19 protein-coding genes and 1 other annotated feature (1 of these 20 running past the window's edge) are annotated in these 18,104 nt (G+C 47.8%); all 19 genes read right to left on the bottom strand.

What is annotated here, in order from left to right; all coding sequences use genetic code 11:
* Positions 1 to 6, bottom strand: a binding site (T-box leader); it reaches 206 nt to the left of the window's first position.
* A gap of 69 nt (positions 7 to 75) precedes the next feature.
* Complete coding sequence (gene dtd, locus EDD67_RS03015) at positions 76 to 525, bottom strand: D-aminoacyl-tRNA deacylase (protein WP_093073640.1); 450 nt, start codon at positions 523 to 525, stop codon at positions 76 to 78.
* A gap of 22 nt (positions 526 to 547) precedes the next feature.
* Positions 548 to 2,743, bottom strand: a complete 2,196-nt coding sequence (locus EDD67_RS03010; RefSeq protein WP_093073642.1) for a RelA/SpoT family protein — start codon at positions 2,741 to 2,743, stop codon at positions 548 to 550.
* Between the two features lie 247 nt (positions 2,744 to 2,990).
* On the bottom strand, positions 2,991 to 3,509 hold the full coding sequence (locus tag EDD67_RS03005) for an adenine phosphoribosyltransferase (RefSeq protein WP_093073644.1): 519 nt from the start codon (positions 3,507 to 3,509) through the stop codon (positions 2,991 to 2,993).
* 94 nt (positions 3,510 to 3,603) lie between these two features.
* Positions 3,604 to 5,976 carry a single-stranded-DNA-specific exonuclease RecJ gene (gene recJ, locus EDD67_RS03000; protein WP_121439146.1) on the bottom strand — a complete coding sequence of 791 codons (2,373 nt, stop codon included), beginning with the start codon at positions 5,974 to 5,976 and terminating at the stop codon, positions 3,604 to 3,606.
* Between the two features lie 66 nt (positions 5,977 to 6,042).
* Positions 6,043 to 6,360 (bottom strand): LapA family protein, encoded by a 318-nt coding sequence (locus EDD67_RS02995; RefSeq protein ID WP_121439147.1) that lies wholly within the window; start codon positions 6,358 to 6,360, stop codon positions 6,043 to 6,045.
* Position 6,361: 1 nt separating this feature from the next.
* Positions 6,362 to 7,270 (bottom strand): cation diffusion facilitator family transporter, encoded by a 909-nt coding sequence (locus tag EDD67_RS02990; protein WP_121439184.1) that lies wholly within the window; start codon positions 7,268 to 7,270, stop codon positions 6,362 to 6,364.
* 112 nt (positions 7,271 to 7,382) lie between these two features.
* Positions 7,383 to 8,336, bottom strand: coding sequence for a protein translocase subunit SecF (gene secF / locus EDD67_RS02985; protein ID WP_121439148.1), 954 nt, complete (start codon positions 8,334 to 8,336; stop codon positions 7,383 to 7,385).
* Entirely contained in the window at positions 8,326 to 9,648 is a 1,323-nt protein-coding gene (secD, locus tag EDD67_RS02980; protein ID WP_121439149.1) for a protein translocase subunit SecD, read from the bottom strand. Before secD ends, secF begins: the two co-directional genes overlap by 11 nt.
* A gap of 124 nt (positions 9,649 to 9,772) precedes the next feature.
* A complete protein-coding gene (locus EDD67_RS02975; RefSeq protein ID WP_121439150.1) occupies positions 9,773 to 10,108 on the bottom strand; it encodes a post-transcriptional regulator in 336 nt (111 codons plus the stop codon).
* On the bottom strand, positions 10,105 to 10,938 hold the full coding sequence (locus EDD67_RS02970) for a DUF368 domain-containing protein (RefSeq protein ID WP_242005933.1): 834 nt from the start codon (positions 10,936 to 10,938) through the stop codon (positions 10,105 to 10,107). The genes EDD67_RS02975 and EDD67_RS02970 overlap by 4 nt, the downstream gene beginning before the upstream one ends.
* 66 nt (positions 10,939 to 11,004) lie before the next feature.
* Complete coding sequence (yajC, locus tag EDD67_RS02965; protein WP_093073684.1) at positions 11,005 to 11,268, bottom strand: preprotein translocase subunit YajC; 264 nt, start codon at positions 11,266 to 11,268, stop codon at positions 11,005 to 11,007.
* 164 nt (positions 11,269 to 11,432) lie between these two features.
* Complete coding sequence (gene tgt, locus EDD67_RS02960) at positions 11,433 to 12,572, bottom strand: tRNA guanosine(34) transglycosylase Tgt (protein ID WP_093073658.1); 1,140 nt, start codon at positions 12,570 to 12,572, stop codon at positions 11,433 to 11,435.
* A 25-nt stretch (positions 12,573 to 12,597) separates the two neighbouring features.
* On the bottom strand, positions 12,598 to 13,647 hold the full coding sequence (gene queA / locus EDD67_RS02955; protein WP_121439151.1) for a tRNA preQ1(34) S-adenosylmethionine ribosyltransferase-isomerase QueA: 1,050 nt from the start codon (positions 13,645 to 13,647) through the stop codon (positions 12,598 to 12,600).
* A 15-nt stretch (positions 13,648 to 13,662) separates the two neighbouring features.
* The gene (locus EDD67_RS02950; RefSeq protein ID WP_093073662.1) at positions 13,663 to 13,881 is read right to left on the bottom strand and encodes a DUF2905 domain-containing protein; all 219 of its coding nucleotides are present in this window, start codon (positions 13,879 to 13,881) and stop codon (positions 13,663 to 13,665) included.
* Complete coding sequence (gene ruvB, locus EDD67_RS02945; protein ID WP_093073664.1) at positions 13,874 to 14,878, bottom strand: Holliday junction branch migration DNA helicase RuvB; 1,005 nt, start codon at positions 14,876 to 14,878, stop codon at positions 13,874 to 13,876. The genes EDD67_RS02950 and ruvB overlap by 8 nt, the downstream gene beginning before the upstream one ends.
* Positions 14,879 to 14,912: 34 nt before the next feature.
* Positions 14,913 to 15,533: a Holliday junction branch migration protein RuvA gene (ruvA, locus tag EDD67_RS02940; RefSeq protein WP_093073666.1), complete on the bottom strand. Its 621-nt coding sequence runs from the start codon at positions 15,531 to 15,533 to the stop codon at positions 14,913 to 14,915.
* Between the two features lie 63 nt (positions 15,534 to 15,596).
* Entirely contained in the window at positions 15,597 to 16,316 is a 720-nt protein-coding gene (locus EDD67_RS02935) for a YebC/PmpR family DNA-binding transcriptional regulator (protein WP_093073668.1), read from the bottom strand.
* Between the two features lie 118 nt (positions 16,317 to 16,434).
* A complete protein-coding gene (pheA, locus tag EDD67_RS02930; RefSeq protein ID WP_121439152.1) occupies positions 16,435 to 17,325 on the bottom strand; it encodes a prephenate dehydratase in 891 nt (296 codons plus the stop codon).
* Positions 17,326 to 17,354: 29 nt separating this feature from the next.
* On the bottom strand, positions 17,355 to 17,804 hold the full coding sequence (locus EDD67_RS02925) for an ACT domain-containing protein (protein WP_277872110.1): 450 nt from the start codon (positions 17,802 to 17,804) through the stop codon (positions 17,355 to 17,357).
* Positions 17,805 to 18,104 lie beyond the last annotated feature (300 nt).

Genomic DNA, 18,104 nt, shown 5'->3' with positions numbered 1-18,104 from the left:
TTTTACATCTTCGTCCTGTGCAATTGTATACTATCTTACGAACGTTCAATTGTTCTGTCAAGCGCCTTTCCTTGCCTAGGAAGGCTTGCCTTCAACAATCAGCGTAACAGGCCCGTCATTCGTTAATGATACATCCATCATTTCCCCGAACCGTCCGGTTTCAACGTGCAAACCGTGTTCGCTTTCAAGACGTTGATTGAACATTTCGTAGATGTTTTCAGCATGTTCCGGCTTGCCCGCATCCATAAAGTTAGGCCGGCGCCCTTTTCGCGAATCGCCGTACAGTGTAAACTGCGATATCGATAAAATCTCGCCGCCGATATCTTTAACGGAGATGTTCATTTTGCCGTCATCGTCCTCAAACAGCCTGAGATTGGCAATTTTATCGGCTGTATACTTCACATCTTCTTCCGTATCATCATGGGTTACGCCGACGAGCAAAACATAGCCGCGGTTGATTTCTCCGGCTGTCTCGCTGCCGACTGTCACTTTGCCTGACGACACGCGCTGCACAACAACGCGCATGCAAGATTCACTCCTTTTACGATCAATGCATTACACGCCGAACGGAATAAATATCGGATATTTGCTTGATGCGGTCGACAACTTTTTGCAAATGCTGCAGATGCTGAATCGAAATTGTCATATCGATCGTCGCCATCTTATTTTTGTCCGACTTGCCTGAGACCGCATTGATGTTTGTTTTCGTTTCCGCCACCGCTTGAAGCACATCATTTAACAAATTCCGGCGGTCGTATCCGTTGATTTCAATATCGACGTTGAAGTTTTTCGGTTTTTTCGTATTCGATTCCCATTCAACAGGAAGCAAGCGGTTCTTCGCTTCTTCCGTTTTAACATTCGGACAGTCGTTGCGGTGGACAGATACGCCTCTGCCTTTTGTAATATAGCCGACAATTTCATCACCCGGCACTGGATTACAGCACTTCGATAACCTTACTAACAGGTTGTCGATCCCTTCAACCCTTACTCCGGCGTCAGTCGTTTTTGATTTTTCTTCGATCGGCTTTTCCGGTTTTTTTAAGTCGTCAACCGCTTCATTAAGTGTTTGTCCTTCAGCTTCTTCTTCTTTTTTGCGAATGTCTTCTGTCAAACGCGTAAAGATTTGCGCAGGTGTAATTCCGCCGTAGCCGACGGCGGCGTACATGTCTTCTTCTGAAGAAAAACTGAATTTATCGAGCGCTCGTTTAATGTTTTCGTCTTTCATGACCTTTTTGACGCTGTATCCTTTTTTCTCGATCTCTTTTTCGATCGCGTCGCGGCCTTTTTCGATGTTTTCTTCACGGCGTTCTTTTTTAAACCATTGGCGGATTTTATTTTTCGCATGTGAGCTTTGCGTAATTTTCAGCCAATCCTGACTCGGTCCGTAGGAATGCTTTGATGTTAGCACTTCAACGATATCGCCGGTTTTCAGCTGATGATCGAGCGGAACCATTTTTCCGTTGACTTTCGCTCCGATACAGCGGTTTCCTACTTCGGTATGAATTCGGTAAGCAAAATCGAGCGGAACAGATCCTTTCGGAAGTTCAACGACATCGCCTTTCGGCGTAAAGACAAAAACCATATCAGAAAAAAGATCGATTTTTAATGACTCCATAAATTCCTGCGCGTCGTCCGCATCATTTTGCCAATCGAGAATTTCGCGGAACCAGGAAAGCTTTTGTTCCATCGATTCTTGGTCGTCACTGACGTTGGTTCCTTCTTTATACGCCCAGTGGGCCGCTACACCGTATTCAGCGATTTTATGCATCTCTTCGGAACGGATCTGCACTTCCAACGGATCGCCTTTCGGCCCGATGACCGTTGTGTGAAGGGATTGATACATGTTTGCTTTCGGCATAGCGATGTAATCTTTAAAACGCCCGGGCATCGGCTTCCAATGCGTATGAATCGTGCCCAAAACCGCATAACAGTCTTTTATATTTTTAACGACGATACGAATTGCGAGTAAATCATAAATCTCGTTAAACTGTTTATTTTGCAGCACCATTTTCCGATAAATGCTGTAAATATGCTTTGCTCTGCCGTTAATCTCCGCTTCGATATTCATATCTTTTAACCGCTCGCGAATATCATTTTGCACTTGCTCAATATATTGTTCCCGTTCTGCCCGTTTCTTTTTCATCAAGTTGACAATCCGGTAATACTGCTGCGGATTAAGATAACGAAGCGATGTATCTTCGAGCTCCCATTTGATCGCAGAAATCCCTAAACGGTGCGCGAGCGGGGCAAAGATCTCCAGCGTTTCGTTGGCTATCCGCCGCTGTTTATCCGGCGGAAGGTGCTTTAACGTCCGCATATTATGCAAGCGGTCTGCCAGCTTAATCAAAATCACCCGAATATCTCTTGCCATCGCAACAAACATTTTACGATGATTTTCTGCTTGCTGTTCTTCTTTAGACTTATACTTAATCTTTCCGAGTTTCGTGACACCGTCAACGAGCATCGCGACCTCTTCATTAAATTCTTTCGCCAGCCGTTCGTAGGTCATTTCTGTATCTTCAATCACGTCATGCAAAAAAGCAGCTGCGATCGTATTCGTATCCATGCCCAATTCAACCAGAATTCCCGCGACTTGAACAGGATGCCAAATGTACGGTTCACCTGATTTTCGATACTGCTCACTGTGCGCATGTTCTGCTGCATGATAAGCCCGCCGTAAAAACGCGAGGTCATTTTCCGATAAATATTCACTTGCCAATTCGATTACCTGCTCATGGGTCATGGGATCACCTGTATCTTTGCATAATTCGTGAATGGCCATAATGCTCTTACCGCACGGCCGAAGCTGTTATTTGTTAAAAAAACGGACTCTTCCGCGGAAAAGCCGTCGCATTGAAATCGTACTTTCGTCTATGAGAAATGTGCATGATTTTTCTAATGATAACATAGATCGTGTCGAAATAGTAACGAATTCTGTCTATTATGTAAAGCTGTACACACAGTTAACGGTGTACAGCTTTATTGGCTGATCAATCGTCGTAACTGACGAGTGAATAAATATCATATCCTTTTAACTTTTCACGGCCATCCAGGAAGTTTAATTCAATTAAAAACGCAATCCCTGCAACAATACCGCCCAATTCCTCAATCATTTGCACCGTCGCTTCAATCGTTCCGCCTGTTGCAAGAAGATCATCCGTAATCAACACTTTTTGCCCCGGTTTGATCGACCCTTTATGAATGTTCAAAGAATCTTTGCCGTATTCAAGTCCGTAATCGATTTCTAAAACTTCACGCGGCAGTTTGCCTGCTTTTCGGACGGGAACAAACCCGATCCCGAGTGCGTAAGACACCGGACAGCCGACGATAAACCCGCGCGCTTCCGGTCCGACAATAACATCGATATCCCGGTTGCGGGCGAACGTTACCATTTCATCAATCGCTTTTTTATACGCTTCGCCGTCTTCCATCAATGTCGTGATGTCCTTAAAGCTGATGCCGTTTTGCGGGAAATCGTCTACTACTGTAATATACTGCTTGAAATCCATATCTTGTTTCCTCCTGTAAAATCATGGTTTGAACCAAACCTGTTATTTTTTTGACAGATGCTGCTCATTTATATGAATCATCATTGCACGAAACTTACGATGATGAATGAGAGAACACGGGTTTTTGTCCGGCCATTGCTTCGTCAATCCAGCGTTTAAGCGCCCTGTAAGAAGAGTAGTACAATTCGTTTTCCAGTTCGCTGTGCTCCACGCCTTTGCGGTATGTTTTGGACTCGGTTAAATCTCGTTTGTCCGGTTCTGGATGAACCGCGACAACACCGTTATCCATTTTAACAAATCCCAGCTCTGAAAACACCTGGCACATAAAACGGAGTGAATCCAATGTCCAGCCTTTATGATCAGCCAGTTTTTCTGCATGCTGTTTCATATCAATTTGCTCTTTTTTTCGGATAATGGCATAAAGCGATTTAAATTGATCCCGTGATGGGATCGATGCCGGCATTCGGTTCGCACCGTAAATGAAAGAAGCATAGACCCGTTCTGCATTCTCGCAGCATGCGAGCGCTGCAAAAAATTGATCTTTCGTCTCCGGAAGATCCAAGAGCAAAATCCGCACCGACTGACGAAGTTTAAATGCTGATTCTTCGGGGAGTTCGGCATCGTCAATACGGATGACTTCCCACGATTCAGGCAGTTTAGACAAATATTCGTCAGACTCTTTACGAAACTGAATGACCGTCATCATGTCTGTTTCAAATAATTTCTGATCGCGAAAAAGGCGCTGCCCTCCGCGGTAGTCAAACAGCTGCTGCTCATTCACTTTAATGTCTTCGATCATCAGCTGCGGTTTGCGGTTTCCGTTCCATTCATTGATCGATAATTTCCCGACAGCAGAGACTTTTGCCAATGGAGAGATTTCATCACACACCGCTCCAAAGCGAAACGCAATGCCGTCGACTTCTTTCGTTGCATCGTTATCAGTAAAAGAGATTTTCATGTGATCTTCATTGGCGCCGATTTTCTTCATCATTCCGACATTAACGTTGTCGAGCATAACTTTTGGGGCGGGGTTCCCGACACCAAAAGGCGCCATTTTCCCGAGTTCTTCAATCGCCGGTACGGAAATTTCGTCAATGCTTACCGGTAAATCAACAGTCAGCTTCCGCTCCCAGTCTTCGGGATTCATTGTTTTCTCCGCAATAGTGATCAAGTGTTTATGAACGGTGCCGACATCTTTGAGATTCATCGTCAGCCCGGCAGCCATCGGATGACCGCCGAAATGAGGCAGGTAATCCCGGCATTCTGACAAGGATGCGAACATATCGAATCCCTCAATGCTTCGCGCCGATCCCTTAGCAATCCCATTTTCCGGATCATAACTCAACACAATCGCCGGACGGTAATACATCTCTGTCAGACGGCTCGCAACGATTCCGATCACGCCGGGATTCCATCCCGGAGCGCCGACGACAATCACCGGCGGCAAACCGTCTTCTTCTGCTTGCAAAGACGCTTCTTCGGTGATTTCTTTTACGATTTGCTGTCTTTCTTTATTCAGATCATCAACCATTTGCGCCAATTCATGCGCTTCCTCGGGATCTTCACTCAAAAGCAGCGCAATCGCAGGATCCGCCGAATCAAGACGCCCGGCAGCATTAAGCCGAGGGCCGATCAGAAAGCCGACCGTCTCCTCATCGATTGCCGACGGATCAGCCCCTGCTTTATCAAGCAGAGCCTGAACACCGAGACGCGGTGTGTTCAGCATCGCTTCCAGACCTTTTTGCGCAAAATAACGGTTTTCTCCTTCGAGCGGGACAAGGTCGGCAATCGAGCCGATCGCAACGTAATCATAGTACGAATTGGGAGCCTCGCCTAAAAGAGCATGAGCCAATTTAAAAGCGACACCGACACCTGCGAGCGCGGGATTGGGATAGTCGCATTTTTCCTGCTTTGGATTAATGATCGCATACGCATCCGGAAGCGTCGGCGGCGGCTCATGATGATCGGTAATGATCAGATCTATTCCCCACTCTTTCGCCTTATCTGCAACTGCTCCTGCCGAGATGCCGGTATCGACAGTAATAATGACCGTGACACCTTCATCTTTTGCTTGACGAAACGCTTCCTCGTTCGGACCGTAACCTTCTGTAAAGCGGTTAGGCACATAATAAGCCGCTTCCGCTCCGAGTTCTCTTAACACGGAATACATTAGCGACGTGCTCGTTACACCGTCGGCGTCGTAATCTCCGAACACAAGCACGCGCTCATTGTCTGACACGGCCCGGTGGATCCGCTCTGCTGCTTCGTTCATCCCTTTCAATAAAAACGGATCATGAACAGCGTTCTCATCTATATGTATAAAATTTTCAACTGCGCTTTTAGTCGTTTTCCCCCGCTGAACAAAAAAACGCGCGGCGATTAATGACAAACCCGTTTCCCGGGCGAGTCGCGCCACGTCCTCTTCACTCCATGCGGGGACTGTCCAGCTTGCTTTTGCTTTCAGCACAATCAACCACCCCTGACCTTCTACATTATATCGAAGGTCAGAAGCGGCCGCAATGAGAATGTTCACTTATTCTTTCGATTTTGTCCGTTTCGGCGTTTCACGGTCGTTGTCATCGGCTGTTTCCTCGGTGTTTTCAGCGGGAGCCGCCTGCTGCGCTTTTTTCAGCTTTTTAATTTCCTGCTGCAGCCGAAAAATCCGGTACATTCCGACGCTTCCGACAATTAACCCGCCCATTAAAACCGATACTAAAATAACAAGGACGAGCGGCCAGTCGCCTGTGCCGACAATGTAATCGACCTCAACCGGGTCAACATTAACGACAGAAAACACGGCAATAATGACAACAATAATAATTCCCACAATCAGTCCCCATTGACCACGCATACTACTTTTCCTCCTCTGCTCCAGACGGATTGATGTGCACTCTGACATCTTTAATGTAATTTTCTTGCATGAGCGCTTTTTTGACTTGTTTACCGATTTGATGGCCTTCTTCGACGGTGATATACGGGTCTACAGCCACTTTGATATCGACAATTACGTAATGGCCGAGCTCACGCGCGAGCAATTCATCAATCGCTTCGACCCCTTCGACAGCTTCTGCCCGCCGATACAAAAACGCCGTATCCTCTTTATGCATCACGTGATCGAGCGTATTGTGGATCGCCTCTGATCCAAGCTTCCAGCCGATGCGCATGACGAGGAGCGAAACAAAAAGTCCTGCAGCAGAATCCATATAAGCGAGCCAGGCAATGTCCATCCTGCTCCCTAAGATCGACAGCGAAATACCGATTAAAGCAGCAGTCGAAGAAAACACATCAGAACGGTGATGCCATGCATCGGTAATTAATGCATCGCTATTGTATCTTTTACCCAAATAAATCTTATAGCGAAACATCAGTTCTTTAATCACAATGGAAATTAACACCGCGATGATCGCCGCCGTGCCCGGAACACGCACCGGTTCAAAAAACGATTGCCCTGCGTTCAGCGCCAGTTCGAACCCGACGATAAAGAGCAAAACGGCTACAATAATTGCCGTTACCGTCTCGGCTTTGCCGTGTCCGTATGGGTGATCCTCATCCGGCGGAAGCCTCGCGGCCCGCACGCCGATCAACACCGCGACAGAACCGATCACATCCGATGCTGAGTGAACCGCATCGGCGACAAGCGCCCGGCTGTTCGCTGTAACCCCGACGATCCCTTTCATGACGGCAAGAACAATGTTGCCGATTATACCGATCCATGCTCCGAAACGAACTTTTTTATAGCGTTGAATGTCTGAGCTGTTCATATGCTGCATCGCTGTCTTTCCTCCCTGGACATGTTCACTCTCATTTTACAGTAAAATACGTTCTTTGCCGATAAAAAAAAGCGGCCCTTAAAAGGCGCCGCTTTCTTATTAATTACAGTGTCGGCGGTGTCACGCCGTCTTCTTCTTGTTTTTCTTCTGCAGCTTTCTCCCGCTGCTTTCTTAGCTGCCGCGTTTTGAACTGCAGGAATACTTGTGCCGCAATAAAGAGCGAGGAATACGTTCCTGCCGCTAAACCGACAACGAGCGCAAATGAAAAGCTGCGCAGAGCTTCACCGCCTAAAATGAACAGCGCGCCGGCTGCAAACAATACAGTCAGCACTGTATTAATCGAGCGGGCAAGCGTTTGAACGAGTGATTTATTCACCACACGGGCAACATCAGCAAATTCTTCAACCTTCTCTTCTTTGGCCATGTTTTCCCTGATCCGGTCAAAGGTGACGATCGTATCATTAATCGAATAACCGACAATCGTCAGGACGGCCGCAATAAACGGAATATTCACTTCAAATTGAACGATACTGAAGACGATTAAAATAAACAGCGCATCATGAAACAACGCAATAATCGCAGACACTCCGTACATTAATTCAAAACGGAGTGTGACGTATAAAATAATCCCGATGGAAGCGATTAATACCGATATAACCGCATTTTGCGCCAATTCTTCACCGACAATCGGCGTCACGGTGCTGACCGTCGGCGTATTTCCATAAACATCTTCAAAGTGGCTTTGGATCTCCAGCGTTTCTTCTTGACCGAGATCACCGATAAACTGAACCCGGCCGACTTCGCCGTCATCACCGGCAAGGGTGATGTCATCCGGTTCATAGCCGACTTCGGCAAATTCAGAAGCAATTTCTTCTTCTGTCACCGGTTCTTCAGCCAAGATATCGATTGTCGTTCCGGCACTGAAGTCAATGCCGAGATTCAGTCCGACCGTGCTGAGGAGAATAATTCCCGCAAGCATGAAAACTCCGGAAAGCAGAAAGAACTTCTTCCGCTGGTTCACAAAATTTAGACGTGTATTTTCCGGATCAAAGTTCATTGATTTCACGCTCCTTTACGCCGAACAGGTGCTGCTTGCCGTTTAAAGCCCGGCTGTTGACCCATAATCCCAATAAAAGACGGGCGCCGAGCACGGCGGTTAAAAAGCTTGTCAAAATACTGACGATCAGCATAACAGCAAAACCTTGCACTGCGCTTGTTCCGAAATAAAACAGCACAGCGGCAGCAAGAATCGTCGTCACGTTCGCGTCCACAATCGTCGATAACGCCCGCCGGCTCCCGGCTTTAAAGGCGCTCATCACCGATCTTCCGTAACGCAGTTCATCTTTAATCCGCTCGAACGTGATAATGTTGGCATCTACGGCCATACCGACACCGAGGATCAGCGCTGCTATCCCCGGAAGCGTTAATACTGCGTTTAACCAATTAAAAATAAACAATACAAGGTAGATATACGTTGAAAGTGTGATAACGGCAATCACACCCATAAAGCGGTAATAAAGCAGCATATAGCCGAAAATAAGCGCGATACCGACCATCCCGGCATAAATCGCCAAATCCATTGACCTCTCGCCTAACGACGCGCCGACAGAGTTCGCATAAACTTCTTCCAGTTCTACCGGCAAAGCACCGGAATTCAATATGCCTGCTAATTCCTCCGCCTCTTCCGTATCGAAGCCGCCGCTGATTTCGACATTTTGCGTGTATAGAGGTTCATCTACTGCCGGGGCAGAAATAATTTTTGATTCATCTTCCGGTTTTTGAATCTCTTCTGCAAACGAATCGCCCTCGTCGTAATCAAGCCAAATAGCAAGCAAGTTTTCACCTTGCGGGCGCTGGGAAATTTCTTCGGTAATTTCACCAAATAAATTTCCGTCAGCAACTTCAACCGTTACGATCGGTTCATTCGTTGTTTCGCGAAAATCTTGACTCGCTCCGCCTTCCACGAGGTCGGAACCGTCCATTTTTAATTCATCGTCGACATCGCGAAATTCAAGCCGGGCTTCCGTGGATAACAGTTCCCGCGCCGTTTGCTGATCGTCAACCCCGGCTAACTGAACGCGGATGCGATTGTCGCCTTCTATGTTAATAATCGGTTCATTAACACCCAAAACGTCAATGCGGGCATTTAATGAATCGACCGTGTCCGTTAACGCCTCTCGGTCTACTTCGCTGTCTTCATCAACCGGTTCTGCTTCATACAAGACCTCAAACCCGCCTTGTAAATCCAAACCGAGACTGATATCTGCGATAGCATCCTCTGTTGTCGCGGCGATCAGTGCAGTTATCGCCGCGACAACAGCGAAAAACGCCAATATTAAGCTCTTCTTTACACTCCGGCGCTTATTCATAAGCGATTGTTCCTCCTTCATCTCCCCGCAAAACAAGGGATCAATCTGTCACAGGATATCAATTCATACAGGCCAATCTTTTACAAATCAACATTGCTATTATAGGCACCCTATAAGCAGCGTGTCAATCGTCCGCCGTATCTTCACTTGCGGCGCTTCGTTCCCTCTCAGAGCGGAGGTCGAGGGCTTCGCCGCTTTCGAACCAGTCAGGACTTTTATAAGCTGAGACCGTCAAAGACGTCATGTAATCATTTGGAGACAAACGCAGCAGTTTGGAAACCATCCAATGGGTCCGAATCGGATCAGGACGTTCAGGATCTTTTTCAATTTTATTAACAAACAGCTCCCAAATCCCTTCCGACGTTACAGTATCATAACCGAGCAGCTGCATTTCTTCTAATTTGCTCTCAATCAGCGGGGACAGTTTCAATTTCCAATAGCTCCATTGTTCGATTGTCATGATACCCTCTCCTTTTTATCTGCGGACCCTCCGCCTGTTTTAAATGCAAGAAAAAAACCGCCGGCCAGTGTAAACGCGCTCAGAATAAGTGTGCTTCGCTCCGCATCGATTCCCGGATAAACATGAAACAATGAACCGGCCAGCAATCCGAGAATAACAGCATACGTTGCGTACGGGTATGTATGAAGCACATAGCGGATCAGTTTGCTGCTTAATATGAAGCCGAGTGCAATCCCGAAAACGAGAATAAAGATAACAGGCAGGTTCAACGTATTCAGTGCGTGAATCGCCGGTTCATAAACGCCGAAAAGGATAAGCACGATCGCACCGCTGATTCCCGGCAATAAGAGCGAGACACTGGCCGCCGCGCCAGCAACAAAAAGCCATACGCCTGAAGCGGCCGTCAAGATGAACGTGGAACGGGCCCCCTCTTCCGGCAGAAATACCGCGAGCAACGCGAGCATAACCGCAACAGTAACCGTTAACAAAAAATGCGCCGGGCGAAACGCTGTTCTCATCTCTCCTTCTTTAAAAATAAGCGGAATGACCCCGATGATTAACCCGAGAAAAAAGAACTGCGTCGGCACCGCATGTTCAGCCAACAGCCAGCCGATCAGCCGTCCAAAAATGAGAATACCGCCGACAACTCCGATCCCGAGAGGAAGCAAAAACGGCAGCGCTTCTTTATACCGCTTACTGAAAAAATCGCTGATCGAGCTGATTAAGCGATCGTATATGCCAAGCACCAGCGCGATCGTCCCGGCGCTGACGCCGGGAATAATATTGCTCACACCCATTAAAGCGCCGCGGTAAATATTTTGCCAATTCACGTCCATTCAACTCCTTTGCTGCTGTTCCATAAACGAGAAAACATCGGCCCTCAGGCCGATGTTTAATCAGTCGGGATTAACCACTTCACGAACTGCGGAACGGTCAAACGTTAACTTGTTATCGCTTCCTGCGTCCACGACAATCCGGTCGTCATCAATCGCATCGATCTTCCCGTGCAAACCGCCGATCGTGATGACTTTATCACCTTTTTGCAGCGATTCGTGCATCTCTTTTACTTTCTTCTGCCGCTTCTGCTGCGGTCGAATCAGCAAGAAATAAAAGATCGCAAACATTAATAGTAATGGCAACAATGCGCCGAGCATTTCCATTTCCTTCACCCCTTTCCATCCGTTCTTCCCCGTAAGCATTATGTAACCTGCTGACAGACCATTCGTGATGCTTACCGGATGGCAATACAATAGATCTTTATTGTCTCCCGTACTATTGTAGCGAAATCATCCATGAAAAATCAACGAAAACCGTATGATCTCTTTTAGAAATTTTTCGCATCTGCACGGTTAAACCCGTAATTTTCAAAAAATTCTTCGCGGAAATCGAGCAAACGGTCCGTCCGGATCGCTTCGCGCACTTGCTCCATCAAATCAATCAAAAAGTGCAAATTGTGATACGAACAAAGTCGCAGACCGAACATTTCATTCGCTTTTATAAGATGGCGGATATACGCGCGCGTATAATTCCGGCATACATAGCACGAGCAATTTTCATCAAGCGGACGGAAATCCCGCTCGAATTTGGCATTGCGGACAACGAGGCGTCCTTTGCTCGTCATCAGCGTCCCGTTTCTGGCAATCCGCGTCGGCAAGACGCAATCGAACATATCGACGCCGCGGATCGCTCCGTCTATCAAAGAATCGGCAGACCCGACGCCCATTAAATAACGCGGTTTATTTTGCGGCAAGAGCGGTGTTGTGAATTCGAGCACTTCATTCATGACGCTTTTCGGTTCGCCGACAGACAGACCGCCGATCGCGTAACCGGGAAAATCGAGGGAAATTAAATCTTTCGCGCTTTGCCGGCGAAGGTCTTCGTATTCGCCCCCTTGAACAATTCCGAACAACCCTTGATCTTGCGGCCGTTTGTGCCCCTCGAGACACCGTTCAGCCCAGCGGCTTGTCCGTTCTACAGAAGCCTTCATGTAACTGTGCTCAGCGGGATACGGCGGACATTCATCAAAAGCCATCATAATATCCGGACCGAGCGCATTTTGAATGCCCATCGCTTTTTCCGGACTTAAAAACAGCTTTTCTCCGCTGATATGATTGCGAAAATGCACACCTTCTTCTTTTATATTGCGCAAATCGCTGAGACTGAAGACTTGAAAACCGCCGGAATCGGTTAAAATCGGCCGGTCCCAATTCATAAATGTATGCAATCCGCCGGCTTCTTGAATAATATCTTCCCCCGGCCGCAGCCAGAGATGATACGTATTGCTTAAAATAATTTGCGCGTTCATTTCTTTCAGTTCTTCCGGGCTCATCGTTTTCACCGTCGCAAGCGTCCCGACCGGCATAAATATCGGCGTGTCGATCGATCCGTGCGGCGTGTGAATTTTCCCAAGCCGCGCGCCGGACTGTTTACACGTTTTAATATGTTCGTAAGTTATCGCGCTCATCTTGTACCCTTCTTTCTGTATACGTTCATTGATATCCTTCAGCTAAACCGTCCGTTAAGAACATCGCATCGCCAAAACTGAAAAAGCGGTAGCGGTGATCGACAGCTTCCCGGTATGCATTCATGATCGCATCGCGGCCGGCAAAAGCACTGACGAGCATCATTAACGTCGATTTCGGCAAGTGAAAATTCGTTAACAAGCTGTCAACAGCCCGAAACGTAAAACCGGGATAGATAAAAATATCTGTCCAGCCGCTCGCAGCTTGAAACTTGCCGTAATCGCGAACGATCGTTTCCAGCGTCCGCGCTGAAGTTGTTCCGACGGCTACGATCCGCCCTTCACCGTTCGCCGTCGCATTCAGCGCTTTTGCAGTCTCTTCGCTCACTTCATAAAACTCCGCATGCATCGTGTGCGCTTCAACCGTATCCACCGCGACAGGACGGAATGTTCCAAGGCCCACATGCAAGGTAATGTAACTGATGCCCACGCCTTTTTCTTCCAGTTGTTTTAGCATCTCTTCGGTGAAATGCAGCCCGGCAGTCGGCGCTGCCGCTGAGCCGCGATGTTTTGCATAAACGGTTTGGTAGCGGTCCTGCTCATCGAGCGTCTCTTGGATGTAAGGCGGAAGCGGCATCTCGCCGAGACGGTCGAGAATTTCCTGAAAGATTCCTTCGAATTCGAAGCGGATTTTCCGGCGGCCTTCCGGAAGAATGTCCGTGCATTCACCGGTTAACAAGCCGCCGCCGAACGAAACTCTCGTGCCGACTTTAATTTTTTTCGCCGGTTTAACGAGCACTTCCCACGTATGATCGCTTTCTTCGTTTAACAAAAGCACTTCCGTTTTCGCTTTCGTTTCTTCTTTCACGCCAAAAAGCCGTGCCGGCAGCACCTTTGTATTATTAAGTACGAGCCGGTCGCCCGGCTGCAAAAATTCATGCAGTTCATGAAATACACGGTGGTCTGTTTGTCCGCTGTCTTTATCCATCACAAGAAGTCTAGAAGAAGACCGGTCTTTCAACGGTGTCTGTGCAATCAGCTCTTCAGGCAATTCATAATCAAAATATGATACGTCCATAATCTTTCTTCTCCTCTATCTGAATCGTCCAAACACAAAAAACAGCAGTGATAAAACGATGCTAATAATGATTGATGTCATGAGCGGAAAATAAAACGTCGTATTTTCTCCGCGAAATAAAAAATCGCCAGGCAGCCGCCCGAGTGATATGAAACGGCCGCCGACTTGCCATAACAGGCCTGCGATCACGAGTATAACACCGAGAAATATTAACAAGCGCGGAATATCATTCACGGCCGGGCACCTCCATCTGGAAATGTTCATACACTAGCGGCGTCACAACACGCCCGCGCGGCGTCCGTTGCAGAAAACCGATCTGCATCAAGTAAGGCTCATACACATCCTCGATTGTATCCGCTTCTTCGCCGACGGTCGCAGCGATCGTATCAATCCCGACCGGACCGCCGCGGAATTTTTCAATCATGTTCATCAACAGTTTATGATCAATATGGTCAAGCCCGAGTTTATCGACTTGTAAAAGATCGAGCGCCTCCGTTGTAATCGTCTGATCAATCATGCCGTTGCCTTTCACCTGCGCAAAATCTCTGATCCGGCGAAGAATCCGGTTCGCCACCCGCGGCGTTCCGCGTGAGCGCCGCGATACTTCCCGGGCTGCTTCTTGGCCGACTTCGACATCGAGCACACCGGCGGTTCGGACGACAATCTCCTCTAAATCTTCCGGCTGATAATATTCCAGCCGGCTCATCACGCCAAAACGGTCGCGCAGCGGCGCAGAGAGCAAACCGGCTCTCGTTGTCGCGCCGACAAGCGTAAACGGAGGCAAATCAAGTTTTACCGAACGGGCTGACGGCCCTTTACCGATCACGATATCGAGAAAGAAATCTTCCATCGCCGGATAGAGCACTTCTTCGACGGCGCGAGGAAGGCGGTGTATTTCATCGATGAACAGGACATCGCCCGGTTCAAGTGCCGTCAATACAGCAGCCAGATCTCCCGGCCGCTCAATCGCCGGGCCGGATGTTGTTTTTAAATGGACATCCATTTCATTGGCAATAATCGATGCAAGCGTGGTTTTACCGAGGCCGGGCGGACCGTAAAGCAGCACATGATCCAGCGCTTCCTCGCGCATTTTCGCCGCCTCAATAAATACCGTTAAATTCTCCTTAACCGAGGACTGGCCGATATACTGACTTAACACCTGCGGCCGAAGACTTTGTTCTTCTTGCTCCTCTGTTGCATATGCCTCGCCGCTGACCATTCGTTCTTCCATTCTTAACCGCCTCCGTGTTTCTCAGGCTTTTCTCTTATTGCTTCAACATTTCTTGCAGCGCCTGCTTAATGTAGGCATCCGTCGATAAAGACGGCTGCGCTTCTAAAACAGGTTTTATTTTTCGGATTTCTTTATCTACGTAACCGAGTGCCCGCAAGGCTTCCAAAGCTTCTTCCAATGCCTCGTTTTCTGCAGCAGCATGTTGATAAACAGGTTGATCTCCCTGCAATAAATCGCCGGTCAAAGACGGAAGCAGTTCGCCCAATTTTCCGCGCAAATCAAGAATCATTTGCTGAGCGGTCTTTTTGCCGACTCCGGGAAACTTCGTTAAAAACGATTCGTTCGCCTGTTCAATCGCATCAACCACAGAACCGGGCTGCTCCGACGTGACAATCGCAAGGGCCCCTTTCGGTCCGATCCCGCTCACTTGAAGCATTTTTTCAAATAAGCGCCTTTCTTCCCGCTGTTTAAATCCGTAAAGGCGGATGGCATCTTCTTTAACATGCTGGTATGTAAATACGGTCACTTCATTGTCGTAATACTCTTGAAAACGGTACGGATTGCCGCAATAAACGAGATAACCGACCCCGCCGACGTTGACAATGATCGTTTCCGTTTCGATGTGAATAAGTTTTCCCGTCAGACACTCAATCATTTTCGTCTCTCCTTTTCGCCAGGCGAACATACATTTCTATTTTAGCACAGCTTTGTTAAGATGTCAGACTAAGTTATGATAAACATTTTGTACGTCGTCCAAGTCTTCCAGCGCCTCAATCAGTTTATGCGCCTCTTCCGCCTGTTGATCATCCAGGTCGGCATAAATATCAGGAATTTGCGTGACTTCAGCGAATTCAAAGGCGTAACCGGCTTGCTCTAAGCTGTCTTTAACATCTTGAAAGGCATCCGGAACCGTTATAATCTGCACGTATTCATCTTCAACTTGAACATCATCAGCGCCCGCTTCAATCGCCTCAAGCATCAGCTGCTCTTCATCTGTCGCTTCATCTTTTTCAATCATCAGCTGACCTTTGCGGTGAAACATGAATGCCACGCAGCCGTCTTCGCCGAGATTGCCGCCGTTTTTGTTAAATTGAAGCCGCACTTCCGCTGCGGTCCGATTACGGTTCTCCGTCAAAGCTTCGACAAAAACAGCCACCCCGTGTGGTGCATAACCTTCATACGTAATTTCTTCGTAATCAATACCGTCAACATTTCCCGACGCTTTTTGAATCGTGCGCTCGATGTTTTCGTTCGGCAGATTGTTTTGCTTCGCTTTATCGATCGCTAACTTCAGCGGATAATTCGTATAAGGATCATCGCCGCCTTGGCGGACTGCCTGATGAATCTCTTTTGTCAGCTTCGTGAATATTTTCCCTTTCTTTTTATCCTGGTGAGCCTTGCGGTGTTTAATGTTATGCCATTTTGAATGTCCGGCCATCAGTCATGCCTCCCTTTTTCTCGGTGATTACCGTATTTAACTATAGCATATCGGCCGTGCACAGAAAAACGATGGAAGGCCTCCCTCCATCGTTTTTGTCCACCGGTTTTAAAGCGAATCAGTTTTTGCTGACTGGCGGGGTTTTGCCCGTCAGCGCCTCCCAAGTAAAGCAAGGGTAACTGCCGAGCACTTGAACATCACAGCCGAGCGCACGAAGCTCTTCACACACAGACGGCAGAAGCACTGTGTCATAATCCATATCGACATCGATGATAAAAAAGTAATTACCGAGACCTGTTTTCGTCGGACGCGATTCAATTTTCGTTAAGTTGATTTTGCGCCAGGCAAATGCCGCTAACACTTGATGAAGCGCGCCGGAAAAATCAGACGAGAGACCGATCATAAGCGTCGTCTTAAAGGAAAGACCCGCCGTCTCTTCTTCTGTGTAAACACGGTCTTCATTCGTTAATAATAAAAAACGGGTCTGATTGTTCGCATAATCATTAATCTTACGGTGCACAATCTCTGCACCGTAAGCAGCTGCTGCCACTTCATTGGCGATTGCCGCTGCGTTTTCTTCCGGGTGTTCCGCTACATATTTCGCCGCTTCTGCAGTTGAATTAACGTAAGCAACCTCCGCATCCGGCAGCATATTTCGCAAAAACTGGTGGCATTGAGCAATCGCCTGCGGATGCGAATAAACAATCTCGACATCCTGCCAGCTGTCGGCTTGCTCCCGCGCCGTTAATAAATGCTGTTCAATCGGCGCAATCACTTCCCCGGCCATATTCATCCGCTGGTAATGTATAAAGTAATCTAGCGTTATATTCACAGATCCTTCAATCGCATTTTCCATCGGCACGACGGTCCGGTCGACTTTCCCCAGTTTGACCGCATCGATTGCATCCGGTATCGACCGAAACGGAATCCGTTCATCATCCGGTAAAAAAGCTTTTGCGGCGGCGTCGGTAAACGACCCCGCCGGTCCTAAATATCCTGTTTTCGCCAAATCCGTTTCACTCCTTTACACATCTTCTGTCAGCCGCCGGAGCCGATCAGCTCGACCTTTACAACTGACTCCATCCTCTCAATACGGTTCAACAGAACTGTAACGTCCTGCGCCATAGCTGCCGTCTCTACCGTTAACGTGATCGTCGCCCTTCCTTGCAGAGGGATCGTTTGATTGATGGTCAAAACATTTGCCCCTGTTTCAGCAACCATCGACAACAGCTTCGAAAGAGCTCCGGATTGATCTTCAAGATGAATCGAGAGCGTTATAATTTTTTCTTTCACCATCGTATGGAACGGGAAAATGCCGTCTTTATATTTGTAAAATGCGCTGCGGCTTAAATCAACTTCCTCAACAGCCTCATTGACTTTATATCCTTTTCCGCTGTCAAGCAGCTTTTTCACTTCAACCGTTTTCAGCATGGCATCGGGCAGCATATCTTCTCGAACAAGGTAAAATTGATCCGTCTGTTTCCTCACAATGAACCATCCTTTGTCACAGCCTGTTTCATTATTATAAAAGAAGCGCGGTTTAATTCGCAACTGTGAAACGATTCTTGTCTGAATTTTCGCTGAACAGAAAATGCCGATATGTGATATCGGCATTTTAGAGTGTTGACAAAGTCATGACATCCTTAGATGTCATGTAAAAAGGGACGGATGACAACGCATCGTCCGGCTTCTTTCCGCGGGCGAGCGCCGAGCCGCTTCGGGCTGATGCCCTGCAGGGTCTCGCCTGTCTCGCTATCCCGCAGGAGAAAGCCGGGATGCTGGGTCATC

Source organism: Salisediminibacterium halotolerans, from assembly GCF_003814815.1.
Lineage (GTDB): Bacteria > Bacillota > Bacilli > Bacillales > Salisediminibacteriaceae > Salisediminibacterium > Salisediminibacterium halotolerans.
The sequence above is the reverse complement of the archived record's forward strand: the minus strand, read 5'-3'. Positions and strand labels throughout refer to the sequence as shown.